Annotated in this window: 8 protein-coding genes; all 8 read right to left on the bottom strand. The window is 60.3% G+C overall.

Features of this window, described 5'->3' with window-relative positions; genetic code table 11:
- Positions 1-16 precede the first annotated feature (16 nt).
- The 8 genes from VZP09_RS04595 to potF all read right to left on the bottom strand — a co-directional run bounded on the left by VZP09_RS04595 (position 17) and on the right by potF (position 8,211).
- Positions 17-1,489 (bottom strand): sensor histidine kinase, encoded by a 1,473-nt coding sequence (locus tag VZP09_RS04595; RefSeq protein WP_016531909.1) that lies wholly within the window; start codon positions 1,487-1,489, stop codon positions 17-19.
- Positions 1,486-2,202: a response regulator transcription factor gene (locus VZP09_RS04590; protein WP_002896380.1), complete on the bottom strand. Its 717-nt coding sequence runs from the start codon at positions 2,200-2,202 to the stop codon at positions 1,486-1,488. The genes VZP09_RS04595 and VZP09_RS04590 overlap by 4 nt, the downstream gene beginning before the upstream one ends.
- 78 nt (positions 2,203-2,280) lie before the next feature.
- A complete protein-coding gene (rlmC, locus tag VZP09_RS04585) occupies positions 2,281-3,408 on the bottom strand; it encodes a 23S rRNA (uracil(747)-C(5))-methyltransferase RlmC (RefSeq protein ID WP_002896378.1) in 1,128 nt (375 codons plus the stop codon).
- A 41-nt stretch (positions 3,409-3,449) separates the two neighbouring features.
- Positions 3,450-3,938, bottom strand: a complete 489-nt coding sequence (locus tag VZP09_RS04580; protein WP_002896376.1) for a YbjO family protein — start codon at positions 3,936-3,938, stop codon at positions 3,450-3,452.
- Positions 3,939-3,995: 57 nt separating this feature from the next.
- Positions 3,996-4,841 carry a putrescine ABC transporter permease PotI gene (potI, locus tag VZP09_RS04575; RefSeq protein ID WP_002896372.1) on the bottom strand — a complete coding sequence of 282 codons (846 nt, stop codon included), beginning with the start codon at positions 4,839-4,841 and terminating at the stop codon, positions 3,996-3,998.
- Positions 4,838-5,791 (bottom strand): putrescine ABC transporter permease PotH, encoded by a 954-nt coding sequence (gene potH / locus VZP09_RS04570; protein ID WP_002896371.1) that lies wholly within the window; start codon positions 5,789-5,791, stop codon positions 4,838-4,840. Before potH ends, potI begins: the two co-directional genes overlap by 4 nt.
- A 10-nt stretch (positions 5,792-5,801) precedes the next feature.
- Positions 5,802-6,935, bottom strand: a complete 1,134-nt coding sequence (potG, locus tag VZP09_RS04565; RefSeq protein ID WP_002896370.1) for a putrescine ABC transporter ATP-binding subunit PotG — start codon at positions 6,933-6,935, stop codon at positions 5,802-5,804.
- 163 nt (positions 6,936-7,098) lie between these two features.
- Positions 7,099-8,211: a spermidine/putrescine ABC transporter substrate-binding protein PotF gene (potF, locus tag VZP09_RS04560; RefSeq protein WP_002896368.1), complete on the bottom strand. Its 1,113-nt coding sequence runs from the start codon at positions 8,209-8,211 to the stop codon at positions 7,099-7,101.
- Positions 8,212-8,231 lie beyond the last annotated feature (20 nt).

Here is an 8,231-nt window from a genome sequence, read left to right as displayed (position 1 = left end):
GCCACCCGGCGATTTCTCAAAGTGGCACGAAGAACCTGAACCGCGCCCCGCTTACCGACTCCACCAGTCTGATATCGCCCCCGTGCAGCTCCAGCATTCGTTTCACAATCAGCAGTCCTAACCCGCCGCGATCCTCCCGCGATGCCTGGGTTGACAACGCCGACGGCCGCTGGAACAGATCGTCGCGCAACGCGGCATCGACGCCCGCTCCGTTGTCTGCCACTTCGACCTGAAGCTGTTGATTCTCCTGCCAGACCGCCAGACGGATCTCCCCGCCGACGGGAGTATGCCGCATCGCGTTATCGAGCAGGTTGGTCACCACCCTCTCAATCATCGACACATCGGCGTTAATCAGCGGCAGCGGTCCCGGTACATCAATATGCAGGTTCACCTCGCGCGTGCGGGCAGTTAATTCAAACTTCTGCGCCACGTCGGAAATCAGCTCCCCCATCGCGAAACGCTCGCGCTGCGGCTTAATGCCACCATGCTCCAGTCGCGCCAGCTCAAACAGCTGCTGCGAAAGATGGCGCACTTTGTTGCCCTGGCGCAGGGCGATGGTGAGATACTGCCTGCGCTCCTCGGCGGTCAGCCATTCATCCTTCAGGGTCAGCGTTTCCAGATACCCCAGCAGCGAAGTCAGCGGCGTGCGCAAATCGTGAGAGATATTGGCCACAAATTCACGGCGCTGGCGATCGCTGTCGGCCAGCCGATCCCACTGATCGGCAATCTGCCGGGCAAGGTCAATAAAGCGGTTCTCGAGCACCGCCACCTCGTTACCAGGCCGGGGCTCCGGCCTGCGGGCCGCCAGGGTTTTGATGGCGCTGATGCTGTCCTGGCCGCTCGCCGCCACCTGGGCGGTGAGCAGGCGGACCGGCCGGGTAACCCAGAACCATGCCAGCCCCCCTGCCAGCAGGCCAAACAGGGCCACCAGCAGCAGCGTCCACAGAACAATGCTCCACAGCGTTTTTTGCCAGGCGTCGGCCGCCAGCTGATTAAACGTCTCCCCCTGCAAAATGATATACAGGTAGCCGCGCAGTTGGCCGTCGACGCGCAGCGGGGCGGCGCTGAAGACTTTTCGTCCGTCGGGACTGCGCGGATCGTCGCCATACACCGGCGACGCACTGCCGGTGAGAAAAGCCTGCACCGGCGCCATGTCGATACGCTGGCGCTGGATATGGCCCGGCGGCGCCGCATCGGCCAGCAGGTCGCCATCCGGCGACAGCAGATAGAGCTCCACGCTGGGATTAAAGGTCATCAGTCGGTCAAACAGCGACTTCAGGGTTTGCCGGTTGACCTCGCCGTGGACGTCCAGCAACGGCTCGCGGGCGACAATCTGTTGAGCCAGCCCGGACGACAGACGCTGCACCATGGCGTTGCCATACTGCGCGCTGCTGTGTAACTGGACGGCGCATACCGCCACCGCGCATAGCATCAGCAGGGAAACCACCACCAGCGCCAGACGCTGGCTGAGGCTCAGGCGGCGGATCACGGGGCGGCCTCTTGCGTCACCGGGGCGAACTTATAGCCTTTTCCCCAGACGGTAAGAATGATGTCCGGCTCGGCCGGGTCACGTTCGATTTTACTGCGCAGGCGGTTGATATGGGTATTGACGGTATGCTCATAGCCCTCGTGCTGATATCCCCAGACCTGCTCCAGCAGCGCCAGGCGGGAAAACACTTCCCCGGGGTGGCGGGCGAAGTAATACAGCAGGTCGAATTCACGCGGCGTGAGGTCCACCGTCTCGCCGCGCAGCTTCACTTCGCGCGACAGCGGGTCGATGCTCAGGCCATGGCAGGACAGGCGCCCGGCGTCCATCAGCAGATTCTGCCCCATCGCCTCCTGGCGACGAAACAGCGCTTTGACGCGGGCGATAAGCTCCAGCAGTGAAAAGGGCTTCGCCAGATAGTCGTCGGCGCCCATCTCAAGGCCCAGCACGCGGTGCATTTCACTGGTGCGAGCGCTGATGATAATCACCGGCAGGTAGCGGGTCATCTGGCGGATACGCCGGCAGATCTCCAGACCATCGACGCCGGGCAGCATCAAATCGAGGATCACCGCATCCCAGACCTGCGTCTCCAGCCGGGCGAGGGCCTGGCCGCCGTCGGCTTCATGGACGATCTGATAGCCCTCATCCTGAAGATTGAGCCGCAGCAGCGTGGCTATATCCTCGTCATCTTCCACCAGCAGAATGGTTTTGGCCATTAGATTCCCCCCACCAATAACAAAACATGCTGCATCAAGCTTACCCGATTTCAGCGGCGCAAAGCCTTCACATTTTGTTTAAACTTCGCGGACCAGCAGGGTCAGCACTTCGTAGTGGGCGGTGTGGGGGAACATATCAAACAGCTGGACCCGCTCAACGCGATAGCCGCTAAGACGAGCGATATCGGTCGCCATGGTGCGGGCGTTACAGCTGGAATAGATAATATAGGGCGGCGCCATGCGGCTTAAATAGTCGCATAGTTCAGCGCCAATACCGCGGCGCGGCGGGTTAACCAGCACCAGCTGCGGGGCATCCGCTTCGTGAGTGGCGAACTGCGTCGAGTCCAGCGCCTGAAAATGCAGATTGCTGAGTCCCAGCTGCGCGGCTGACTGTCTGGCGCAGGCGATGGCTTCCGGGGCGATCTCGATACCGGTCAGGCGCATCGTCGGCGTCGCGCAGTGCAGGCCAAATCCCCCAACGCCGCAAAACAGATCCCACATATGCTGGACCGGCAGCGCGCGCACCCAGTCGCGGGCCGTGGCGTACAGCCGGCTGGCTACCGCCGGATTGGTCTGAAAGAAGCTTTGCGGGCGGATCCACAGCGGCACCCCATTAAAGACCTCCCCCAGCGCCTGCTGTTCGGTGAAGAAGATCTCCTGCTCACCTTCCATGATTGCCATATGCACCGGCTGGATATTCGCCGTGATCACGCTGAGCTGCGGCAGCTGTGCCTGTAGCCACGGCAGCGCGGCGCGCAGCTGAGCCACCTTGGCCTCTGAGCGCAGCACGAAGCGCAGCATCATCTCCCCCTGCTGGCTGGCGGTCAGCAGCAGATATTTCAGCTCCCCGCGTTTGCGCGCGACGTTGTAAGGTGTTAACCCGGCGCGGGCGATAAAGGGCTTCAGGGCAGCAAAAACCGGGGCAAACTCGGCGGGATAGAGCGGGCAGTCGGTGAGGTCCACCGGAGTGCCATCGCGGTGCAGCATCCCCAGCAGCGGACGCTCAACGCTGCCGCTGACCACCATTTTAGCCTTGTTACGGAAAGCCGCCTCCGGCCCGCTGACCGGCTCGCCCCAGGCTGCGACCGGGATCGCCGCCAGCAGCGTGCGCAGATCGGCCATTTTATCGGCGAGCTGTTGCGGGACCGGCCGCTCCAGCCATTGACAGGAGCGGCAGCGGCCGGCGTCGTAGAGTGCGCAATGCATAATTGACCTTCAAAAATCCAGGGGCGGGGATTGTATCACCGTTATTGCAGGCGGAAAAAGCGACGGCAGTTCGCCGGCACGAACAGCAGCGTCAGAACCAGCAGATCCGGCAGTTTTTGCATCACCAGCGAGTGGAAAATCTCTCGTTTTGATTCCCCGGGAATGCTGAACAGCTCCGGATACCCGTAGCCCAGCGACGCCGCCCACAGGTAGCCGGCAGCGATAATCTGCGTCAGCAGATAGATCCAGCGCGCCCAGTTGCGCCCTTTCACCAGCGAGAAGGCGCACCAGATCTCGATAAACACCAGCGCCAGGCTGCCGAGGAAGACCAGCGTCAGGTTCCAGGTCTGAACGCTGCGGTGTATGAATTCGTTCAGCCCCTGCAGGCCCAACAGATTAAGGATCATCAGCAGATCCAGGCCACGAATCAAAATAATAGCAAAGGCCGCCACCTGCACCAGCGCAGGGACGTTAAGGCGGGCATGCGATGAGCGAGTTTTCGTAAACAATCCCAACGTAATGTCTTCCATGAAAACGGCGCCACAGGGTGGCGCCGACCGGAGGCTGCTGTACCGATTTTAGGTGGTTCAGCCTTGTCTTGCACGCTGGATATCGCGCACTCGCTGCTTTTCTGCGCGGGCCATCAAATACCAGGCGATAAAACCAACAATACCGACCACGCCGAGGATGAGCGTCGCCAGGGCGTTGATCTCCGGGTTGACCCCCATGCGCACGCTGGAGAAGACCAGCATCGGCAAGGTCGTGGCCCCGGGACCGGAGACAAAGCTGGCGATCACCAGGTCATCCAGCGACAGCGTGAAGGCCAGCAGCCAGCCGGAGATCACCGCCGGCATAATCATCGGCAGCGTGATGACGAAGAAGACCTTCAGCGGCGCGGCGCCAAGATCCATCGCCGCCTCTTCAATAGAGTGGTCCAGCTCGCGCAGGCGCGAGGAGATCACCACCGCCACGTAGGCGGTACAGAAGGTGACATGCGCCAACCAGATGGTCAACATGCCGCGGTCCGACGGCCAGCCGATGGCATGTCCCAGCGCCACGAACAGCAGCAGCAGCGAGAGACCGGTGATCACGTCCGGCATGACCAGCGGCGCGGTGATCATAAACGCGAAGCCGTTGGAGCCGCGAAAACGCCCAAAGCGCACCATCACCACCGCGGCGATGGTACCGAGGATCGCCGCCGCCGTCGCCGCGCAGGCGGCGATGGTCAGGCTCAATCCTACCGCGCTCATCATCGCATCATCGTGGAACAGTTCGCTATACCAGCGCGTCGACCATCCGGCCCAGACCGTTACCAGCTTCGAGCTGTTGAACGAGTAGATCACCAGCATCAGCATCGGGGCGTAGAGGAAGGTGAACCCGAGCACGAGGATCAGAATGCGCCACGGCGAGCGTACTACCGGCAAGTCGTTCATCCCTGCTCTCCCATCTGTTTTTGCTGGTGCTTGTGGAACCACATGATCGGCACGATCAGCAACAGCAGCATGACAATCGCCACCGCCGAGGCGACCGGCCAGTCGCGGTTGTTAAAGAACTCCTGCCACAGCACGCGGCCAATCATGATGCTGTCCGGCCCGCCCAGCAGTTCCGGGATCACGAACTCGCCGACCGCCGGGATAAACACCAGCATGGAGCCGGCGATAATGCCGCCTTTGGTGAGCGGGACGATCACCTGGAAGAAGGTCTTCAGCGGCCGGGCGCCGAGATCCAGCGAGGCCTCCACCAGCGAATAGTCGATGCGGGTCAGCGCGGTGTAGATAGGCAGCACCATAAACGGCAGATAGGCATACACGATACCGATGTACACCGCCAGGTTGGTGTGCAGGATCTCCAGCGGCTGATCGATAACCCCTAACCACAGCAGGAAGTTATTCAACACCCCGTTGCTCTTCAGCAGCCCCATCCAGGCATAGACGCGGATCAAAAACGAGGTCCACGACGGGAGGATCACCAACAGCAGCAGAATATTACGCGTCGACGGCTTGCTGTGCGCCACCGCCCAGGCCAGCGGATAGCCCAGCAGCAGGCAGCAGATCGTCGAGATACCCGCCACCTGCAGCGACTGGAGATAAGCTTCAAAATAGAGCGGATCGTCAGTCAACTGTAGGAAGTTGGCAAAGTTAAGCGTCAGCGTCAGCTGGCCGTCCGCCCACTCCATCAGCTCGGTGTAGGGAGGGATCGCCCGCGCCATCTCGGCAAGACTTATCTTGAACACGATCAGGAACGGTAGCATAAACAACAGGATCAGCCACAGATAGGGCAGCGCAATCACCAGCTTGCGGCCATGCGCCATCTGCAGGCGCGCCGCCCACAGCGCGAAGCCGCCCGGTTTTTTCGCCCCTGACGGGGATTCAACGGTATTCATCGCCCTCTCCTCACACCGTCAGCACAACGCAGCTGTCAGCATCCCAGCATAAACGCACCTCATCGCCCCAGGTGGGCGTCCCTTTCCGATGGCGGTGTTCATTCTGCAGCTGGGCGCTGATCATCTGCCCGCTTTGCAGGCGCACATGATAGATAGAGAGATCCCCCAGATAGGCGATATGAATCACCTCGCCGACGGCAAAATTGTAGCCGTCCGCCGGCGGTTCATCGCACAGCATGATCTTCTCCGGACGCAGCGCCACCCAGACCGGCACGTTGTCCACCACAGAGGCGTCGGGGTCGACCTTCAGCGGATGCATCAGCCCCGGCGAGCTTAGCACCAGACCGTCTTCCAGACGCTCCTTCACCAGCCCTTCAAAGACGTTCACCGAGCCGATAAACTCGGCGCTGTAGCGGGTGGTCGGGTGCTCGTAAATCTCTTCCGGTTCGCCAATCTGCACAAACTTGCCGCGATTCATGATGGCGATACGGCCCGCCATGGTCATCGCCTCTTCCTGATCGTGGGTCACCATCACGCAGGTCACGCCAACGCGCTCAAGAATATCCACCACCTCGAGCTGCATGCGATCGCGCAGCTTTTTATCCAGCGCCCCCATCGGTTCATCAAGCAGCAGCAGCTTGGGCCGTTTCGCCAGGCTGCGCGCCAACGCGACGCGCTGCCGCTGGCCGCCTGAGAGTTGGTGCGGCTTACGTTTGGCAAACTCCTGCATATGTACCAGGGCCAGCATCTCCTGCACCCGGGCGGTGATTTCCGCCTTAGGCAGGCGGTCCTGCTTCAGGCCGAAGGCAATATTCTGCTCAACGGTCATATGGGGAAACAGGGCATAGGACTGGAACATCATATTAATAGGCCGCTGATAGGGCGGCACGCGCGCCAGATCCACGCCGTCGAGCATAATCTGCCCGGCGGTCGGTTGTTCAAAGCCCGCCAGCATGCGCAGCAGCGTCGATTTCCCGCAGCCTGACGCGCCCAGCAGAGCAAAAATTTCGCCTTTGTAGATAGTGAGACTGACGTCGTCGACCGCATGCTGGCCATCAAACGACTTGGTTAAGTTACGGATTTCCAGTAGCGGGGTCAGCGCTTTGGGGGCTTTCGCCTGTGGGCGGGGCATTACGTCGTTCAATCGGGTGCTCTCCGGCAAAAAAACGATCACCATATGGTCCGGTGCCATACTTCGTGCTTAACAGTGCATTTGCACCATCCTGGTGCTTCTGCTCGCCGGGCGCGCTGCTATTTCCCGGCGAGTGCAGATCTGATTTGGCCCGTGTTCGACGGGCCGTCAGGAATTATTTGCCGCTCTTCACTTTGGTCCACGCGCGGGTGCGCACGCGGTCAATCTTCGGATCCTGCACCTTCAGCGTGAACAGTTTGGCGAACACATCCGCTGGCGGATAAATCGCCGGGTTGTTACGGATAGTCTCGCTGACCAGTGGCGTGGAAGCCTTGTTGCCGTTGGCGTAGAACACCTGGTCGCTGATTTTGGCGATGACGTCCGGACGCATCAGATAGTTAAGGAACTGATAGGCTTCATCTTTATTCTTCGCGTCGGCCGGCATGGCAAAGACGTCAAAGAACGCCAGCGCGCCTTCCTTCGGAATAAAGTAGGAGACATTGACGCCGTTCTTCGCCTCTTTCGCGCGGTTGGCCGCCTGCCAGACGTCCCCTGCCCAGCCGATCGCCACGCAGATGTCGCCATTGGCAAGGTCGTTAATATATTGCGAAGAGTGGAAGTAGCGAATATTCGGCCGCAGCTTCAGCAGCAGATCGGTCGCCGGGCCGGTGTAATCATCCGCTTTGCTGCTGTTCGGATCTTTGCCGAGGTAGTTCAGCACGGTGGCGAAAATCTCTTCCGGCGCGTCGAGGAAGGAGACGCCGCAGCTTTTCAGTTTTTCGAGGTTCTCCGGCTTCAGCACCAGATCCCAGCTGTCCACCGGCGCATCTTTGCCGAGAACGGCTTTCACCTTATCCACGTTGTAGCCAATGCCCGTCGTCGCCCACAGGTAAGGCATGGCGTATTTATTCTCCGGGTCATGCTTGGCGACCAGCTTCAGCACTTCGGGGTCAAGATTCTTCCAGTTGGGCAGCTTACTTTTATCCAGCGGCTGGAACACGCCCGCCGCCAGCTGGCGTTCGAGGAAGCTTGCCGACGGCACCACCAGGTCGAAACCGGTGCTACCCGCCATTAATTTGCCTTCCAGCACTTCGTTGGAATCAAAAACGTCATACACCACTTTAATCCCGGTCTCTTTTTCAAAATTCGCTACCGTGTCCGGCGCGATATAATCAGACCAGTTATAAACATGCAGGGTTTTTTGTTCGGCGGCGAGCGAACCGGCAGAGACGGCCATCAGCGCACCCGTAACCAGACCTGTTAACCATTTTTTACCAAAGGCGGTCATATCTCTTTTCCTTCTCAACA

The organism is Klebsiella sp. EMBS2024, from assembly GCF_036233805.1.
Lineage (GTDB): Bacteria > Pseudomonadota > Gammaproteobacteria > Enterobacterales > Enterobacteriaceae > Klebsiella > Klebsiella pneumoniae.
The sequence above is the reverse complement of the archived record's forward strand: the minus strand, read 5'-3'. Positions and strand labels throughout refer to the sequence as shown.